The sequence below is a fragment of the Burkholderia plantarii genome, from assembly GCF_001411805.1.
Lineage (GTDB): Bacteria > Pseudomonadota > Gammaproteobacteria > Burkholderiales > Burkholderiaceae > Burkholderia > Burkholderia plantarii.
In genome coordinates this window covers 1,124,136-1,138,971 of the sequence record NZ_CP007212.1, presented here as the reverse complement: position 1 = coordinate 1,138,971, position 14,836 = coordinate 1,124,136, and the positions used below count along the sequence as shown (strand labels likewise).

At 69.3% G+C, this 14,836-nt stretch carries 13 protein-coding genes; 5 read left to right on the top strand and 8 right to left on the bottom strand.

Going from position 1 to position 14,836, the window contains the following annotated elements; translation table 11 throughout:
- Window positions 1–143: 143 nt before the first annotated feature.
- Window positions 144–2,240 carry a phosphocholine-specific phospholipase C gene (locus bpln_RS05055; protein ID WP_055138223.1) on the top strand — a complete coding sequence of 699 codons (2,097 nt, stop codon included), beginning with the start codon at window positions 144–146 and terminating at the stop codon, window positions 2,238–2,240.
- A 138-nt stretch (window positions 2,241–2,378) separates the two neighbouring features.
- Here bpln_RS05055 and bpln_RS05050 read toward each other — a convergent pair whose 3' ends face one another.
- The 5 genes from bpln_RS05050 to bpln_RS05030 all read right to left on the bottom strand — a co-directional run bounded on the left by bpln_RS05050 (window position 2,379) and on the right by bpln_RS05030 (window position 7,512).
- Window positions 2,379–3,221 carry an NAD-dependent epimerase/dehydratase family protein gene (locus bpln_RS05050; protein WP_055138222.1) on the bottom strand — a complete coding sequence of 281 codons (843 nt, stop codon included), beginning with the start codon at window positions 3,219–3,221 and terminating at the stop codon, window positions 2,379–2,381.
- Window positions 3,222–3,441: 220 nt separating this feature from the next.
- Entirely contained in the window at window positions 3,442–4,200 is a 759-nt protein-coding gene (locus bpln_RS05045; RefSeq protein ID WP_055138221.1) for a FadR/GntR family transcriptional regulator, read from the bottom strand.
- A 256-nt stretch (window positions 4,201–4,456) separates the two neighbouring features.
- Window positions 4,457–4,924 carry a DUF2214 family protein gene (locus bpln_RS05040; protein WP_042624254.1) on the bottom strand — a complete coding sequence of 156 codons (468 nt, stop codon included), beginning with the start codon at window positions 4,922–4,924 and terminating at the stop codon, window positions 4,457–4,459.
- A gap of 130 nt (window positions 4,925–5,054) precedes the next feature.
- Window positions 5,055–6,227, bottom strand: a complete 1,173-nt coding sequence (locus bpln_RS35080) for a hypothetical protein (RefSeq protein ID WP_055138220.1) — start codon at window positions 6,225–6,227, stop codon at window positions 5,055–5,057.
- Between the two features lie 220 nt (window positions 6,228–6,447).
- On the bottom strand, window positions 6,448–7,512 hold the full coding sequence (locus bpln_RS05030) for a glycosyltransferase family 4 protein (protein WP_042624252.1): 1,065 nt from the start codon (window positions 7,510–7,512) through the stop codon (window positions 6,448–6,450).
- 642 nt (window positions 7,513–8,154) lie between these two features.
- Here bpln_RS05030 and bpln_RS05025 point away from each other — a divergent pair.
- Window positions 8,155–9,987 carry an ABC transporter ATP-binding protein gene (locus tag bpln_RS05025; protein ID WP_042624251.1) on the top strand — a complete coding sequence of 611 codons (1,833 nt, stop codon included), beginning with the start codon at window positions 8,155–8,157 and terminating at the stop codon, window positions 9,985–9,987.
- A gap of 97 nt (window positions 9,988–10,084) precedes the next feature.
- Here bpln_RS05025 and otsA read toward each other — a convergent pair whose 3' ends face one another.
- Window positions 10,085–11,488, bottom strand: coding sequence for an alpha,alpha-trehalose-phosphate synthase (UDP-forming) (otsA, locus tag bpln_RS05020; RefSeq protein ID WP_055138219.1), 1,404 nt, complete (start codon window positions 11,486–11,488; stop codon window positions 10,085–10,087).
- Entirely contained in the window at window positions 11,485–12,237 is a 753-nt protein-coding gene (gene otsB, locus bpln_RS05015; protein WP_042624249.1) for a trehalose-phosphatase, read from the bottom strand. The genes otsA and otsB overlap by 4 nt, the downstream gene beginning before the upstream one ends.
- Before the next feature lie 21 nt (window positions 12,238–12,258).
- Here otsB and bpln_RS36600 point away from each other — a divergent pair, with 21 nt between their 5' ends.
- The 3 genes from bpln_RS36600 (at window position 12,259) to bpln_RS05005 (ending at window position 14,189) form a co-directional block, all read left to right on the top strand.
- Window positions 12,259–12,435: a hypothetical protein gene (locus bpln_RS36600; RefSeq protein ID WP_158511999.1), complete on the top strand. Its 177-nt coding sequence runs from the start codon at window positions 12,259–12,261 to the stop codon at window positions 12,433–12,435.
- A 172-nt stretch (window positions 12,436–12,607) separates the two neighbouring features.
- The gene (locus tag bpln_RS05010; RefSeq protein ID WP_080937087.1) at window positions 12,608–13,279 is read left to right on the top strand and encodes an SCO family protein; all 672 of its coding nucleotides are present in this window, start codon (window positions 12,608–12,610) and stop codon (window positions 13,277–13,279) included.
- A 37-nt stretch (window positions 13,280–13,316) separates the two neighbouring features.
- Window positions 13,317–14,189: a cytochrome c oxidase assembly protein gene (locus tag bpln_RS05005; protein ID WP_055138218.1), complete on the top strand. Its 873-nt coding sequence runs from the start codon at window positions 13,317–13,319 to the stop codon at window positions 14,187–14,189.
- A gap of 40 nt (window positions 14,190–14,229) precedes the next feature.
- Here the strand turns inward: bpln_RS05005 and bpln_RS05000 are convergent, their stop codons facing one another.
- On the bottom strand, window positions 14,230–14,733 hold the full coding sequence (locus bpln_RS05000) for a GNAT family N-acetyltransferase (RefSeq protein WP_042624246.1): 504 nt from the start codon (window positions 14,731–14,733) through the stop codon (window positions 14,230–14,232).
- Window positions 14,734–14,836 lie beyond the last annotated feature (103 nt).

Sequence of the window (14,836 nt, the reverse complement as noted above, 5' to 3'; positions counted from 1 at the left end):
AAACGTTGTCGCGGTCACGTGAATGACACCGTTTCCTCGCTATTCTCGGCGACGACTCACGCCGCGCCCCGCGCGACGCCGACCGCATTTCCCTCCGGCCGTACTGGCACGGCCGCCCATCCCCGCCGCACAGGAAGCAACCCATGACGACGAAGCATCGCCGCGACTTTCTGCGTCTCGCCGCCGGCACCGCCGGCGCCGCCGCGCTCAGCGTGTTCCCGCCCGTGATCCGCAACGCGCTCGCGATTCCCGCGAACCGCCGCACCGGCACGATCCGTGATATCGAACACATCGTGATCCTGATGCAGGAGAACCGCTCGTTCGACCATTACTTCGGCACGCTGCGCGGCGTGCGCGGTTTCGGCGATCCGCGTCCGCTCACGCTCGCGAGCGGCAAGTCGGTGTTCCATCAACCGGCCGGTCTCGGCGAAGTGCTGCCGTTCCATCCCGCCGCGTCGAACCTCGGCCTGCAGTTCATCCAGGATCTGCCGCACGGCTGGCAGGACATGCACGCGGCCTGGAACCACGGCCGCTACGACCAGTGGGTGCCGAACAAGGGCACGACCTCGATGGCCTACCTGCAGCGCGAGGACATCCCGTTCCACTACGCACTCGCCGACGCATTCACGATCTGCGACGCCTACCACTGCTCGATCCCGAGTTCGACCGACCCGAACCGCTATTACATGTGGACCGGCTACGTCGGCAACGACGGCCAGGGCGGCGGCCCGGTGCTCGGCAACGAGGAATCGGGTTACGGCTGGACCACCTATCCCGAGGTGCTCGAGAAGGCCGGCGTGTCGTGGAAGATCTACCAGGACATCGGCGAGGGGCTGAACGCGGCCGGCTCGTGGGGCTGGACCAGCGACAACGCCTATATCGGCAACTACGGCGACAACTCGCTGCTCTACTTCAACCAGTATCGCAACGCGCAGCCGGGCAACCCGCTGTACGACAAGGCCCGCACGGGCACCAACATCAGCGCGGGCGGCACGCTGTTCGACGTGCTGAAGGCCGACGTCGCGAACGGCACGCTGCCGCAGGTGTCGTGGATCTGCTCGCCGGAAGCGTATTCGGAACACCCGAACTGGCCGGCCAACTACGGCGCCTGGTACGTCGAGCAGGTGCTCGCGACGCTGACCTCGAACCCCGAGGTGTGGAGCAAAACCGCGCTGTTCATCACCTACGACGAGAACGACGGCTTCTTCGACCACGTGCCGCCGCCGTTCGCGCCGCAGTCGCGCGACAACGGCCTGTCCACCGTGGCCACCACCAACGAGGTGTTCGCCGGTGACGCGAGCCACATGGCCGGCCCCTACGGCCTCGGCCCGCGCGTGCCGATGATCGTGGTCTCGCCGTGGACCAAGGGCGGCTGGCTCTGCTCGCAGACCTTCGATCACACCTCGCTGCTGCAGTTCATCGAGGCGCGCTTCGGCGAGCAGTACGACATCCCGGCCTCGAACGTCTCGCCGTGGCGCCGCGTGGTGTGCGGCAACCTCACCACCGCGTTCGACTTCCGCGATCCGGACGCGCGCCTGCCGCAGTTGCCCGACACGAGCGGCTACGCGCCGCCAGACCGCACCACGCACCCTGACTACGTCCCGGTGCCGCCCGCCTCGCAGGCCGTGCCGCAGCAGGAAGCCGGACTGCGTCCGGCGCGCGCGCTGCCCTACGAGCTGTTCGTGTTCGGCCGCATCGATGCCGCGAGCGGCAAGTACAAGCTGACCTTCGCGAACAGCGGCCGGGCCGGCGCGGCGTTCCAGGTGCAGGCCGCGAACCGTGTCGACGGCCCGTGGGCCTACACCGTCGAGGCGGGCCGGAAGCTCGCCGACAGCTGGAGCACGGCGGCCACGCTCGGCCTGTACGACCTCTCGGTGTACGGCCCGAACGGCTTCTTCAGCCGCTTCCGCGGCACCACCGCGGCCGGCGACGGCCGCACGCCGAACCCCGAAGCGCTGTACGGCTACGACGTGATCAACGGCAACCTCACGCTGCGCCTCACGAACCGTGGCAAGGCGCCGGTGCGGCTGACCGTGTCGAACGGCTATGGCGGCCACACGCGCACCTGGGAGCTGTTCCCGGGCCAGCGCATCGACGACTACTGGGACCTGCGCGGCAGCCATGGCTGGTACGATCTGACGATCAGCGACGGCACCGCGTCCGGCTTCCTGCGCCGCTTCGCCGGCCACGTCGAGACGGGCCGCGCGAGCACCAGCGATCCGGCGATCGCCACCGCGTAAACGGCGACGGCGCCCGCCGCGCAATGCGACGGGCGCCGTCTGCCGGGTCTTCGCGCCGCCGCGCGCATCTCGCGCGCGGTGGTGCCCCGCCCCGCCGTGCCGCTCACGCGGCCGGCGGGTTGCTTGTTTCCGGCCGCCTCAGCTCGTGAGCTTGGGCTCCCCCTGCGGTTCGCCGACCACGAAGCCGCCGCCCTGGTAGCGCTGCGCCGGATCGTCGAGATTGCGGTCCGGGCCGCTCGACGGGAACAGATGCTCGAACGGCGCCGAGCTGTCCTGCGGACGGAAGCCGAGGAACGCGGCCTTGGCATTGTCGATCCACTTGGTGCGGTTGTCCGACACGCCGTAGACGATCGCGTGGCCGACGCGGTTCGTCATCAGCGAGCAGCGCACCAGCTCGATGAAGTCGCGGAAGCTCAAGAACGTGACCAGCATGCGCGGGTTCTTCGGCACGTCGAACGACGAACCGATCCGCAGGCACACCGTCTCCAGCCCGAAGCGGTCGAAGTAATAGCGCGACAGCGACTCGCCGAAGCACTTCGTGACGCCGTACAGCGAATCGGGGCGCTGCGGCGAATCGACGTCGACGACCTCGGTGACCGGATGGAAACCGACCACGTGGTTCGAGCTCGCGTAGACGATGCGGCGCACGCCGAACTGATGCGCGGCCGCGTAGAGGTTGTAGACGCCGCGGATGTTCGCCTCGATCAGCGCGTCGAACGGCGCGTCCACCGAGATGCCGCCCAGGTGGATCACGGCGTCCACGCCCTCGACCAGCGCGTTGACGGCAGCGCGGTCGGCCAGGTCCGCCACCACCGCTTCCTCGTGCGGCGCGACTTCGCCCAGCGGCGCGATATCGCTGACGCGGACGATGTCGGCCCAGTCGCCGAGTGCGGCGCGCAGCTGGCGGCCGAGGTTGCCCGCGGCGCCGGTCAACAGCAGGCGGCGGAACGGCTTGGCGGTCGTGGAAGTCGGCGAAGTCACGGCGGAATCCTCTCTGGATGGCGAATCGAAGCAGGTGGCAAGGCGCCGATGCGAATGCATCGAAGCGCGGAACCGCGATGTTATACGATGACTGACGTTTTAGGCTACCCGGCGAGAACCCCTAGCCGCGCCGGCCCCGCGTCTTGCAGGCAAGCGCAGGCCGGCGCCGGCCTCGCCATCCGCACCGCGCGTCCAGCGGCGCGGCGGATGCACCGAACCGTCAGTCGGCGCCGTCGCGGCCCGCCTCGGCCGCCTCGTGCGCACGGCGCAGGCGTTCGCGGCTGTTGGTCAGGTGGGTGCGCATCGCGGCGCGCGCCGCCTCCGGATCGCGCCGCGCGATCGCCTCGAAGATCGCCTCGTGCTCGTGGTTCAGGCGCCCGACGTAGCGCTCCAGATCGTCGCCGGCGAAGCGCGCCGAATTCACGCGCGCGCGCGGAATGATCGAGGTGCCGAGCTGCGTCATGATGTCGACGAAATAGCGATTGCCGGTGGCCTGGGCGATCTGCAGATGGAAATGGAAATCGAGCTGGGCCGTGTCGCGGCCGCCCGAGGCGCTCTGCGCGATCGCATCGAGCGCGCGGCGCAGCGAGCCGAGGTCGGCGTCGTTGGCGCGCTGCGCGGCGAGGCTCGCGCATTCGCTCTCGAGGCTGATGCGCAGCTCGAGCACGGCGAGCACGTCGCGCAGCGTGGTGATGGTGGCCGGATCGATGCCGAGCGTGCGGCGCCGCTCCGGCGCCAGCACGAAGCTGCCGATCCCGTGGCGCGTCTCGATCAGGCCGCTCGCCTGCATCCGCGAGATCGCCTCGCGCACCACCGTGCGGCTCACGCCCTGCGTCGCCATCACTTCCGTCTCGGTCGGCAGCTTGTCGCCGGGACGCAGCGCGCCGTTCTCGATCTGCGAGCTCAGCGCGTCGACGACGTCTTGGGCGAGGCTGCGGGCGCGGCGGCGCGGGGGCACGGGAAGCGCGGGCACGGACATGGGGCCTTATCCTTAAAATAGAGATCCGACCGAACGGGAAGCGGATCAGATCGAAATGGCGCGGCCATTATACTGCGTCACAAGTCATCCGATGACTGATGTTTCCCCCAATCCCTTGATGGACGGGGCCGCAGCGGCGTGGCGCACGCGGCGGTCGGATGTCGAATCATCGCACTTCTTGACGGGCGTGGACAGGTCGGCCTGTCAGGCCGCCACCCGCGATCGGCACGGCAAAGCCGGGGCCGCCGCGGCCGCCTCAGCCGGCACCGACGCCGCGCGCCATGCCGGCGGCGGCGAACACGATGATGATGATCAGCGCGGCCTGCGCATGGCAGATACGCGAATAGGTGAACGCACGCGCGACGTCGGGCAGCTCGCCGCGCCGCACCGCCGCGCGCCATCGCAACAGCGCGCTCATCGGCCGGATTTCGAGGATCAGGATGATCACGACGGCCATCATCTTCAGATGAAACAGCGGCTCGTGCAGGTAATAGGCGCTGCCCTTCTCGAAACCGCCGAACGCACGCATCAGCCCCGTGACGAGCAGCACCAGCGCCGTCAGCCCCCAGCCCGTGTCGGCACGGAACACCGCCTTCAGGTCGGCGACCTGCGCGACCGGCGCGGCGGCCACGCGCTTGAACGCGCGGTTGCGCGTGGCGCTCGCGGCCAGCGCGAGGCCGAACGCGCTCAGATGGATCGCGGCCAGCAGCCAGTGGATGATCATCGGAATGTCCTTTTTCGGGCGCGCCGGCAGGCGCGACTGTCGTGCCATGCATGCACGGTGCGGCGGGCAAGACCATCGGGGAGACGGCAGGACCGCCGCTGCGCGAGGCGATCGTGCCACATGGCGGGCGTCAGCCGAACTGCCGCAGCGTCGCATCGAGCGCGCGCGCGGCGACACGATCGCCCTCGGTCGCGAGCGGCGCGCGCATCACGATCTTGCGGTTGTGGCCGACCGCCGCTGGCGAATTCCAGAGCAGTTCGACCTTCGGCCGCGAGAACGGCCGCCCGCGCGGCATGTCCGAGGTCGCCGGCACGCCGGGTCGGGAGGGATCCGGTTCGGCCGGTTTCGGCCCGGCCGTGGCGGCCGCTTCGGGAGCCATATCCGCAGCGGCTTCGACGACTGCTGGGGCCGGCGCGGGCCCGGAATTTGCGCCGACGGGCGCCGGTTCGAGGTTCGCAGGGAGGTTCGACGGCGCCGCGCCCTCGCCCGAATGCGGCCCGGCCGCATGATCGACCGCATGACCGACGACGGCATCGGAGGGGTCGCCGGCGCCGGCCGCCGCGCTCACGCCGCCCGGCGCGATCGCCGGCGCCGGCTCGGCCGGCGAAACCAGTGCAACGGGCGCAACCGGTTCAGCCGCCACCGGCGCAATCGGCGCCACCTCGGCCGGGACCGCGGCAGCCTGAGGTTCACCCACCGTCGCGAACGGCAGCACGGTGCCGCGCGGCCAGCGGATCGCCAACTCGCGCGCATCGTATTGACCGACCTTGCGGCTTTCCATCCAGACGACCACGGTGCGCGTCAGCACGTCGAGCGAGATCGCGTAGCGGCCGATCGCGAACCGGCGCGCGGCGATATTGGTGCGCCAGAGCGGCTGCGGACGGCAAATCCAGACCACGGCGGCATAAAGCACCGGCGCGGCCACCAACCAGCCGTTGCTCGCGATCACCGCGTGCAGCGCGCGGCGCCAGCCGGCGAACCAGACGAACGCGCCGACCGACCAGACGGCGAACAGGAAGCCGAGCAGCGCGAACAGGCGCAGCGCCTGGCGCAGCCATTGCGGCAGCGGGTGGCTCGGCCGCTCGGCGCGCGCGGCGGCGCCCGGCAGCGTCATCAGCAGGAACAGGAACACCAGATTCACGCAGGCCCACGGCGACGACGCCATGGTCGACAGCGTCGACCAATCCATCTGCGCCATCGCGTGCAGCCAGCGAACGAACAGCACGAGACCGATCGCGCGCAACGCGAAAATGACGCCGGCCCCGGGGGCCGGACTCGCGCGCGTGATTTTCGTTCTCGCCAAAACCTCTCTCCTGTCGATCTCGCTGGTGCCGGATTTTACGGCACGGCCATTATAGGGGCATGACCTGCCGCGTCAGACGAAACCCGTCGCATTGCCGTCAAACGCACCGGCCGCGCGGCGCGGATACAACACCGGCGCGCCCCAATGAACAACGCCCCGCAGGGCAAACCCTGCGGGGCGTCGGGGCGCGCCGGACCAGCCGGCGCGTCACTGCATGCGATCAGTTCGCGTTGACTTCGCGCAGCACCGTGCGGCGGTTCTGGCGCAGCAACTCTTCGTAGACCTTCACGTAGTTGGCGGCCATCACCTTCGACGAGAAGCGCGATTCGAACGCGCCGCGCACCTTCTCGCGCGGCAGCGTGTCGAGCCGCTTGACGGCGGCGATCGCCGAGATCTCGTCTTCGACGACGAAGCCAGACACGCCGTTGTCGATCACTTCCGGCACCGAGCCGCGCTTGAACGCGATCACCGGCGTGCCGCAGGCCATCGCCTCGATCATCACCAGGCCGAACGGCTCCGGCCAGTCGATCGGGAACAGCAGCGCGTGCGCGTTGCCGAGGAATTCGGACTTCTGCGATTCGTTGATCTCGCCGATGTACTCGACGTGCGGCAGTGCGAACAGCGGCTTGATCTTCTCTTCGTAATAGGCGCGGTCGGCCTTGTCGAGCTTCGCGGCGATCTTGATCGGCATGCCGGCCTGCTCGGCGATGCGGATCGCGGTGTCCACGCGCTTTTCCGGCGAGATGCGGCCGAGGAACGCGAGGTAGCCCGGCTTGGCGTCCTTCGGCGGCGTCAGCAGGTTTTCCGGCAGGCCGTGATAGACGGTCGGCTGCCAGTTGGCCTGCGGCAGCGGAATGCGCTGGTTGTCCGAGATCGACACCACCGGCACGGTGTTGAACGTGTTGAAGATCGGTTGCAGTTCCGGCAGGTCCAGGCGGCCGTGCATCGTCGTGACGTGCGGCACCGGCTGGCGCGAGAACAGCGAGAACGGGTAATAGTCGATGTGGAAATGCAGCACGTCGAATTCGTCCGCGCGGCGGCGCACTTCCTCGAGCAGCAGCATGTGCGGGGCCATCACGTCGCGGATCGTCGGGTCGAGGCGCAGCGCCTGCGGCCAGAACGCTTCGAGCTTCGCGGACGTCTGCGAATCGCCGCTGGCGAACAGCGTCACGTCATGCCCCATCTCGACCAATGCCTCGGTCAGGTAGGACACCACCCGTTCGGTACCGCCATACAGCTTCGGGGGAACCGCCTCGTGCAACGGAGCGATTTGAGCGATTCGCATCTGAGTAACTCCTAAAATATCGGCAAAAAGTCAGGCTGGATCAACCGTAAGCCTTGCCGTCCGGCGAGCCGGACTGATCAAAACGTCGGACAAAAAACGACCGGCTCGCGGTAACGAGGCGCCGCCTGCTGTCGGCGCACTTGCATTCAACGCATGGTGCTGCGCGTCGTTGACAGCATCCCGTAAAATTTCCTTCATCCTGCGGGAACCGGCACCGGGCATCCTGTAAAAATGACTCAGGGTTAGCCCGAGGGCCATTATCAGATCGAACGATGGCCGCAACGCGGAACATTTCAAAGACTTTACCTTGTTACAAAGGCGCAACATTTTGCAACCCTTGGATTTTCAAGGCGGAATTAGAGTAGGACCATCGCTGCGGCGCCGCGGCAACCTGATCGGTCGGCGTCGCTTTTTCGTTTCGACGATACCCGACGTCCGCGCGTGCCGCGCGGAAAGCATGCGAGCCGCCGGATTTTATCCCAAAATGGATCGCAGACCGTAGCTCGATCGGATGCGATCGGGTGCGGCACAAATCCCGGGCTTGTTTACAATGCCGGCTTTCGTCCGCTTCGTGGACCATCGCGGCACGCTGTCCGCACCGCGCGCGCCGCTTAACCTCCGTTTCGACCACACGCACAAATTTTGGAAGCTCTCACACCTGCCCAGCGCAACGCCCACAACGCGAAGCTCTCGAGCTATGCGAGCCACCCTCTTGCGTTTCTGTTTCGCTACATCCGCAAGCATCCCGTCGCCCACCTCATCGTGCTGGCCAGCGTGCTGGCCGCCGTCGGCTGCGCGCTCGGCTCGCAATACGCGATCAAGCACCTGATCGACGTGCTGGCCGGCGGCCGCCATCACCCGGGCCCGCTGTGGGCCGCGTTCGGCCTGCTGGTCGGCCTGATCGCGGCCGACAACCTGCTCTGGCGCATCGGCGGCTGGGTTGCCGCGCATACGTTCGTCGCCGTCACGGGCGACCTGCGCCGCGACCTGTTCCAGTACCTGAGCGGCCATTCGCCGACCTATTACGCCGAAAAGCAGCCCGGCACACTCGCGAGCCGGATCACCGCCACCTCGAACGCCGTCTACACGTCCGAGAACACCATGGCGTGGAACGTGCTGCCGCCGTGCATCGCGGTGGCGGGCGCGATCGTCATGATCATCGTCGTCAATCCGCTGATGGCGCTGGGCCTGTTTACCTGCTCGGCGGTCCTCGCGATCGTGCTGTTCAAGCTGGCCGGGCGCGGCTCGGCTCGCCACCACGCGTTCGCGACCAAGGCCGCGGCCGTGGACGGCGAGCTCGTCGACGTGATCGGCAACATGGCGATGGTGCGCGCGTTCGGCATGACGCTGCGCGAGCAGAAGCGCTTCGGCCAGACCGTCAAGGCCGAGATGGACGCGCGCCAGCAGAGCCTGCTCTACCTCGAAAAGCTGCGGCTGCTGCACGCGGTGATCACGGCGATGCTGTCGGCCGGCCTGCTCGGCTGGGCGCTGCTGCTCTGGGACCAGGGCAAGGCGACCTCGGGCGACATCGTGCTGGTCAGCTCGCTCGGCTTCACGATCCTGCACGGCACGCGTGACCTGGCGGTCGCGCTGGTGGACGTCACGCAGCACATCGCGCGGCTCGCCGAGGCCGTCAAGACGATCCTCGAGCCGCACGGCATGCCGGACCGCTCCGACGCGACCGAGCTGAAGCCGAGCGGCGGGCGCGTCGAGTTCGAGCACGTCACGTTCGCCTATCCGGGCCGCCGGCCGATCCTCGACCATTTCGACCTGCGCATCGAGGCGGGCCAGCGCGTCGGGCTGATCGGCAAGTCGGGCGCCGGCAAGTCGACCGTGCTCGCGCTGCTGCAGCGCTTCTACGACGTCCAGCAGGGCGCGATCAAGATCGACGGCCAGGACATCGCGGCGATCACGCAGGACAGCCTGCGCCAGCAGATCGCGCTGGTGCCGCAGGACATCTCGCTGCTGCATCGCTCGATCTACGAGAACATCGCCTACGGGCGCCCCGAGGCAAGCCGCGAGGAAGTGCTCGCCGCCGCGCGCGACGCGCGCTGCAGCGAATTCATCGAGGCCATGCCCGACGGCTACGACACGATCGTCGGCGACCGCGGCGTGAAGCTGTCCGGCGGGCAGCGCCAGCGCATCGCGATCGCGCGCGCGATCCTCAAGGACGCGCCGATCCTGCTGCTCGACGAGGCCACCTCGGCGCTCGACAGCGCGTCCGAGGAAGCGATCCAGGCCGCGCTCGACCGGCTGATGGTCGGCCGCACCGTGATCGCGATCGCGCACCGGCTCTCGACGCTGCGCAACTTCGACCGGATCATCGCGATGAGCACTGGCAAGGTGATCGACGACGGCTCGCCCGAACAGCTGCGCAACCGCCCCGGCATCTATCGCGACCTGCTGACCAAGCAGCACGGCCGCCACATGATGCCCGACGACGACGCGACGCTCGGCGACGAACGCGTCGCCTGATGCCTCGCGCGACGCCTGTCGATAAGAAAAACCGCCGGTCCAGCCGGCGGTTTTTCATGGGCGCAATGCAGGCAACGCGCGGCGCGCGGCGCGCGGCTCAGCCGGCCCGCTGCAGATCGCGCAGGAAGTTGTCGCGCCAGACCGAGACGTTGTTCTCGCGCAGCTGCGCGATCATGTCCGCGTAGCGCGCGCGGCGCTCGGCTACCGGCATCGACAGCGCCTGCGCGAGCGCCTCGGCCATCCCGTCGATGTCCATCGGATTGACGATCAGCGCGCCCGTCAATTCGCGCGCGGCGCCCGCGAAGCGCGACAGCACCAGCACGCCCGGATCCTCGGGGTCCTGCGCCGACACGTATTCCTTCGCCACCAGGTTCATGCCGTCGCGCAGCGGCGTCACGAAGCCGACGCGGCCGAGCCGGTACAGCGCGGCCAGCAGCGGCCGCTCGTACTGCCGGTGGATGTAGAGGATCGGCGCCCAGTCGAGCTCCGCGTAACGACCGTTGATGCGCCCCGACTCGCCCTCGAGCTGCAGCCGGATGTCCTGGTAGGCGCGCAGGTCCGCGCGCGTGGACGGCGCGATCTGCAGGAACGACACGCGGTTGCGGTACGACGCTTCGTGCTCGAGCAGCTTCTCGAACGCGCGGAAGCGCTCGACGAGGCCCTTCGAGTAATCGAGCCGGTCCACGCTCATCACGAGCTGGCGGCCGTGCAGCGAGGTGGCGAGCGTGCGCACCGCGCGGCCGTTCGCGCCCGCCTGCGCGAGCGAGGCGATCTCGTCGGGATAGATGCCGATCGGATAGGCATGCGCCTGCAGCACGCGGCCGAACGCGCGGATCGTCACCGGGCCGCTGCCGCGCATGCCGGCTTCGCCGCCGCGCTCGAGGCCGCCGCCCGCCTCGGCGTCGACGTAGTCGCAGAACGCGCGCAGGTCCGGCTCGGTCTGAAAGCCGAGCAGGTCATACGAGCACATCGCCTCGACCAGCGCGCGGTGCGGCGGCACGTTGACGAGCACCTGCGCGGCCGGAAACGGGATATGCAGGAAGAAGCCGATCCGGTTCTTCACGCCGGCCGCGCGCAGCGCCTGCGCGAACGGGATCAGGTGATAGTCGTGGACCCAGATCACGTCGTCGTCGCGCAGCAGCGGCACCAGTTGCTGCGCGAGCCAGACGTTGACGCGGCCGTAGCCCTCGAATTCGTGGCGGTCGTACTGGATCAGGTCGGTCCGGTAGTGGAACGCCGGCCACAGCGTCGCGTTCGAGAAGCCGCGGTAGTACTGGTCGTAGTCGCGGCGCACGAGGCCGATGGTGGCGAACGTGACGGGGCCGCGCTCCTCCACGCTGATCTGCGGCGCGCCCGAGGCGACCACCTCGCCGCTCCAGCCGAACCACATGCCGCCGGTTTCCTTCAGCGCGTCGTAGACGCCGATCGCGAGGCCGCCCGCGGCCGGTTCGCCTTCGGAGATCGGTGCGACGCGATTCGATACGATGATCAGCCGGCTCATGCGCGAGTGCGCTCCGCCGCGATCCAGGCGGCGATCTGCGCGCGCATCGCCTCGACCGAATCGAGCCGCGTGCGCGCCATGGTGTCGCCCGCGCCGATCTTGATCGACAGGCCGCCCGCCGCGTCCACCACCGCGAAGCCTTTCTCGTCGGTCAGGTCGTCGCCGGCGAACACCGGCGTGCGGCCCGCGAACGGCGGCTCGTTCAGGAACGCCGCGATCGCGCGGCCCTTGTCGACGCCTTTCGGCTTGATCTCGAACACCATCTTGCCGGGCTGCAGCACGTAGGCATCGGGATAGTCGGCGACCAGCCGCTCGGCGGCCTCGCGCGCCACCGCCTCGCGCTCGGGCGCGTTGCGAAAGTGCAGCGCGACGGCCGCGCCCTTGATCTCGAGCAGCATGCCGGGATGACGCTCGACCACCGCGGCGAGTTCGTGCTCGATGCGCAGCAGGCGCTCGTCGTGGAAGCCGATACGCTGCGTGTCGCCGTTCGCGTCGCGCCGCTCGGCGCCGTGCAGGCCGGCGACCGGCAGGTCCGTCAGGCCGAGGAAGCCGTCGATGCTGTCGATGCCGCGGCCCGAGACGATCGCCACCGCGCCGCGCGCGAGCGTGCGCAGTTCGGTCAGCAGCGCGGGCAGCGAAGCGGGTACATGGATGCCGTCGGGCGTCGGCGCGAGATCGACGAGCGTGCCGTCGAAATCGAAGAAGAATGCGGTATCGGTCAGGGAGAGGGAAGCCGGGACGGATTGCATCGGATCTCGGAGGAGGGTGGCGTGGGTGGCGTGAAAAAAATGGCCGCCGACGGCGCGAATGCCGACGAAAGCATGACGGCATCTTACCGCGCCGGCCGGGCCGAGGGCAAAGCCGACGGCGCCGCGCGGGCCGCGCGAGGCCCCCGATGCGGGCCGGCCGACGCGGGTTCGCGTGCGATCCGTATCCGTTTTTCGTGATCGCCGGCATCGCGCAGGGCCGCCCCTCGCCCGGAAGAATTGCGCTACAGTCGGACGATTCGAGGACGGGCCGCACGCCGCGACCACGCTGCCGCTTCGTCCTGCCCTGCCCGTGTATTCACCGATACTCACCGGCACACACCGATATCCACCTCCATCGACGAGCCGATCGATGCCCTTCCTGCCCGGCGCCACCCGATGCCCCTCCCGCGGCTTGCGCCACGCCCGCTCGTCGCGCGCCGCGACGGCGTGCGCGGCGCTGCTGCTGGCGGCGGCCTGCGCGCTGGCCGCCTGCTCGCCGCGCGGCACCGGCACCCCCGCCGCCACGCTGACCGACGTCACGGGCCACCTGCCCGATCTCGCGTTCTCGCTGACCGGCGAGGACGGCCGGCCGATCGACGCGTCGGCGTTTCGCGGCCGCGTCACGCTCGTCTATTTCGGCTACACGCACTGCCCCGACGTCTGCCCGGAAACGATGGCGCGGCTCATGCAGGTGCTCGCCCGGCTCGGCCCCGACGCGAACCGGGTGCGCATCCTGTTCGTGTCGGTCGATCCGGCGCGCGACACGCCGGCCCTGATGCGCGCCTACGTCGGCGCGTTCGACGCCGCGCACGCGGTCGGGCTGACCGGCAGCGCGCGCGAGATCGAGACGCTCGCGAAACGCTACCGCGTCGCCTATCAGATGGAAGCGCCCGATGCGTCGGGCGACTATGCGGTCACGCACAGCTCGGCTGTCTACGTGTTCGATGCGCACGGCCGGGCGCGGCTGCTCGCCACCGACCAGGACTCGCCCGAGGCGTTCGCCGCCGATCTGCGCGGCATCCTTGCGACATCGGCCTCGTGAAGCCGCCCCTCAACCCGCCACGGCAAAGGCTCGCGCGATGAACCCGCTCATCTGGCTCGATCCCTGGGAGCCGTCGCCGACGGTGGTGATCGCGATCCTCGGCGCGGCCGTGCTGTTCGCGCGCGGCGCCCGCAAGGCGCGCGTCACGCCGCTGCGGCGGCTGTCGTTCTGGTTCGGGCTCGGCGCGCTCTACGTGGCGCTGCACACGCGGCTCGACTACTTCTTCGAGCACGAATTCTTCATGCATCGCGCGCAGCATCTGGTGCTGCATCATCTCGGGCCGTTCTTCATCGCGCTGTCGTATCCCGGCGCCGCGATCCGTGCCGGCATCCCGTTCGCGTGGCGGCAGCGCGCGTTGCGGCCCGTGCTCGCCGCGCGGCCGGTGCGCGTGGCGCTCGACATCGTGTTCCATCCGGTCGTCGCGGTGCTGCTGTTCGTCGGGCTGATCTATTTCTGGCTGCTCGCGCCGATCCACTTCCTCGCAATGCTCGACTGGCGGCTCTACCGCGTCATGAACTGGAGCATGGTGATCGACGGGCTGCTGTTCTGGTGGCTCGTCGTCGATCCGCGCCCCGCGCCGCCGGCCCGCCTCGCGCCGGGGCGGCGCGTACTGATCGCGATCGCCGCGATCCCGCCGCAGATCCTGCTCGGCGCGCTGATCTTCTTCACGCCGCGCGAACTCTACCCGATCTACTCGATCTGCGGCCGCGCGTTCACCTGGCTGAGCCCGCTGCGCGACCAGCAGATCGGCGGCCTGCTGCTATGGATTCCGGGCTCGATGATGAGCGTGCTCGGCGCGCTGATCGCGCTGCGGCACTGGATGCGCCTGTCCGCGCGCGGCCGGCTGCGCGAGCGGGCCGGCACGGCCCCGCGCGCGACGGGCCGGGGCCACGCCGCCGCCCATCGCTAGAGGCCCGGCGACGGGCGACGGGCGACGTCTGGCGCGCGCGTTACGCGGAACGCATCCAGATGTGCGGAATGCCGTCGTCGTCGTGAATTTCCGAGCTCGGCGCGAAACCGAACGCGCCGTAGTACTTCTGCAGGTGCGCCTGCGCATGCAGGCTGATCGGCGTGGCCGGCCATTGCTCGCGGATCCGTTCGAGCGCATTGGCGAGCAGCGCGTTGCCGAGCCCGATGCCGCGAAACGGCGCCGTGGTCAGCACGCGGCCGATGCGGATGTCGGGCGAGCCGGCATCGGGCAGCAGCACGCGCAGGTAGCCGGCCAGCCGGCCGTCGGCATCGACGGCGCTGAGGTGCCACGCGTCGAAATCGGCGCCATCGATGTCGCCGTAGATGCATCGCTGCTCGATCACGAACACGGCGCTGCGCGCCTCGAGCAGCGTGTAGACGTCGCGCGCGGACAGCGCGTCGAACGGCTGCCAGCGCCATTCGAGCGCGGCGAGCGAAGCGGAACGGGACGAGGACGGCGGGGAGGAAGCGTTGGAAGACGACATGCGGCGGCCCAGAATGAAAACGCGCGCCCGGGCGGGCGCGCTCCAATCGGCCATTATGCCTGCCGCGCGGCCGGCCGGGCAGGCCACGGACGCGCCCCCGGCG

What these genes read in the sequence shown, in the direction of transcription:
- bpln_RS05055 (WP_055138223.1), top strand. Translation starts at nt 144, where the DNA reads ATGACGACGAAGCATCGCCGCGACTTTCTGCGTCTCGCCGCCGGCACC.
- bpln_RS05045 (WP_055138221.1), bottom strand. Translation starts at nt 4,200, where the DNA reads ATGTCCGTGCCCGCGCTTCCCGTGCCCCCGCGCCGCCGCGCCCGCAGC.
- bpln_RS05040 (WP_042624254.1), bottom strand. Translation starts at nt 4,924, where the DNA reads ATGATCATCCACTGGCTGCTGGCCGCGATCCATCTGAGCGCGTTCGGC.
- bpln_RS05030 (WP_042624252.1), bottom strand. Translation starts at nt 7,512, where the DNA reads ATGCGAATCGCTCAAATCGCTCCGTTGCACGAGGCGGTTCCCCCGAAG.
- otsA (WP_055138219.1), bottom strand. Translation starts at nt 11,488, where the DNA reads ATGAGCCGGCTGATCATCGTATCGAATCGCGTCGCACCGATCTCCGAA.
- otsB (WP_042624249.1), bottom strand. Translation starts at nt 12,237, where the DNA reads ATGCAATCCGTCCCGGCTTCCCTCTCCCTGACCGATACCGCATTCTTC.
- bpln_RS05010 (WP_080937087.1), top strand. Translation starts at nt 12,608, where the DNA reads ATGCCCTTCCTGCCCGGCGCCACCCGATGCCCCTCCCGCGGCTTGCGC.
- bpln_RS05005 (WP_055138218.1), top strand. Translation starts at nt 13,317, where the DNA reads ATGAACCCGCTCATCTGGCTCGATCCCTGGGAGCCGTCGCCGACGGTG.
- bpln_RS05000 (WP_042624246.1), bottom strand. Translation starts at nt 14,733, where the DNA reads ATGTCGTCTTCCAACGCTTCCTCCCCGCCGTCCTCGTCCCGTTCCGCT.